Source organism: Streptomyces sp. NPDC006265, assembly GCF_040613555.1.
GTDB lineage: Bacteria > Actinomycetota > Actinomycetes > Streptomycetales > Streptomycetaceae > Streptomyces.
This window is the reverse complement of record NZ_JBEXSH010001119.1, coordinates 1-2,445: the sequence shown is the minus strand read 5'-3', so window position 1 is coordinate 2,445 and position 2,445 is coordinate 1. Positions and strand designations below refer to the sequence as shown.

General features: G+C 71.2%; 1 protein-coding gene and 1 pseudogene. Both read left to right on the top strand.

Translation table 11 applies throughout. The annotated features are described in order from the left end of the window. Positions 1-79: 79 nt before the first annotated feature. A pseudogene (locus ABZ281_RS45985) lies at positions 80-1,804 on the top strand (S53 family peptidase); the annotation flags it as partial. 89 nt (positions 1,805-1,893) lie between these two features. Continuing rightward, a partial coding sequence (locus tag ABZ281_RS45980; protein WP_356664412.1) for a nitrilase-related carbon-nitrogen hydrolase occupies positions 1,894-2,445 on the top strand: 552 nt, incomplete at its 3' end.

Sequence of the window (2,445 nt, the reverse complement as noted above, 5' to 3'; positions counted from 1 at the left end):
AGGTCAGCAACCACCTGGTCCGCAGGGCGAAACCGGGCACGCTGATCCAGCTCGACCAGGCGACCGGTGACTTCGTGCTGCCGGCAAGGACGCCGCGGGCCTCTCCGCCTACGCCAAGGCCGTCTCCGACCCGGACTCGGCCTCGTACGGCAAGTACCTGACGGCCAAGCAGGCGCAGGCCCGCTTCGGTGCGACGAAGGCCCAGGTGGCGGCCGTGAAGTCCTGGCTGACGGCGGCCGGCCTGAAGGTCACCGGCGTCACGCGGCACTACGTCTCCGTCAGCGGTGACGTGGCCGCCGCCGAGAAGGCGTTCGGCACCCGGCTGCACAACTTCGCCAAGGGCTCGAAGACCTACCGTGCCCCGGCGAGCGCCGCCTCCGTGCCGCAGGGCCTGGCCGACGCCGTCCTGACCGTGACCGGGCTGGACAACGCGCCGCACATGGCCACGCACGACGATCAACTGCCGCCGCCGGACACCGTGTTCCGCAACGCCGGGCCGTTCTCCTCGTACTACGGCTCGAAGACCGCGAGCACGCTCCCGAGCGCGTACGGCAAGAAGATCCCGTACGCCGTGAAGGGCTACACGGGCAAGCAGTTGCGGGCCGCCTACGGCGCGGGCAAGCGCACCGGCAAGGGCGTCCGGGTCGCCATCACGGACGCCTACGCCTCCCCGACGATCGCCTACGACGCCGGCACCTACGCCAAGCGCAACGGCGACGCGACGTGGAAGACGGGCCAGTTGCACCAGGTCCTGCCCAAGTCCTACACGAACACCGAGGACTGCGGCGCGTCCGGCTGGTACGGCGAGGAGACCCTGGACGTCGAGGCGGTGCACGCGGTCGCACCGGCCGCGGACGTGACGTACGTCGGCGCCGCCTCCTGCACGGACGGCGATCTGCTCGACGCGCTCGGCAAGGTCGTCGACAACCACCTGGCCGACATCGTCTCCAACTCCTGGGGCGAGGTGGAGGCCGTGCAGACGCCCGATCTCGCGGCCGCGTACGACCAGGTGTTCCAGCTGGGCGCGGTCGAGGGCATCGGCTTCTACTTCTCCTCCGGCGACGACGGCGACGAGGTCGCGAGCTCCGGGACGAAGCAGGTCGACTCCCCGGCCAACTCGGCGTGGGTCACCGCCGTCGGCGGCACCTCGCTGGCCGTCGGCAAGAACGACACGTACCTCTGGGAGACCGGCTGGGGCACCGACAAGGCGGTGCTGTCGGCGGACGGCAAGAGCTGGACAAACTTCCCCGGCGCCTTCACCTCCGGCGCGGGCGGCGGCACGAGCAGGACCGTCACCGAGCCCGACTACCAGCGGGGTGTCGTGCCGGACGCGCTGGCGAAGGCCAACGGCGCGGGCGGCAACCGGGTCGTCCCGGACATCGCGGCGATCGCCGACCCGAACACCGGCTTCCTGGTCGGCCAGACGCAGAGCTCGCCGGACGGGAAGAAGCAGGCCTACAGCGAGTACCGCATCGGCGGCACCTCGCTCGCCGCGCCGGCCATCGCGGCCGTCCAGGCCCTGGCCCAGGAGGCCCGCGGCAAGGCGATCGGCTTCGCCAACCCGGCGATCTACGCGAAGTACGGCTCGAAGGTCTACCACGACGTCACCGACAACCCGACGGGCAAGGGCCTCGCCGTGGCACGGGTCGACTTCGTGAACGGCTACGACGCCACCGGCGGTCTGGCCACGTCCGTGCGCAGCCTCGGCAAGGACAGCTCGCTCGCGGCCGTGAAGGGCTACGACGACGTCACCGGCGTGGGCTCGCCCGCGAGCGGTTACGTCGAGTCGTACCGGCGCCGCTGACGCTCGCTGACCTTCGCAAGGGGGCATGGGGTGGTGTGGGATGACCCACACCACCCCATTGTGTCGCACTGACGATTACACTGGGCGGCGTGCCTCAACTACGTCTCGCCCTGAACCAGATCGACGCCGGCGTCGGCGACCTCGCCGGGAACACCGAGTCGATCGTCCGCTGGACCCGGCACTCCGCCGAACAGGGAGCGCATCTCGTGGCGTTCCCGGAGATGGTGCTGACCGGGTACCCCGTCGAGGACCTGGCGCTCAGGTCGTCCTTCGTGGAGGCCTCCCGTGCGGCGCTGCGCACGCTCGCGGCGCGCCTGGCCGAGGAGGGCTTCGGAGAGCTGCCGGTGATCGTCGGCTACCTCGACCGCAGTGCGACCGCGCAGCCGAAGTACGGCCAGCCGGCCGGCGCGCCGCAGAACGCCGGGGCGGTGCTGCATCGCGGCGAGGTGGTCCTGAACTTCGCCAAGCACCACCTGCCGAACTACGGCGTGTTCGACGAGTTCCGCTACTTCGTGCCCGGCGACAGCATGCCGGTGCTGCGGGTGCACGGCGTGGACGTCGCCCTGGCCATCTGCGAGGACCTGTGGCAGGACGGCGGCCGGGTCCCCGCCGCCCGTTCCGCGCAGGCGGGCCTGCTGGTC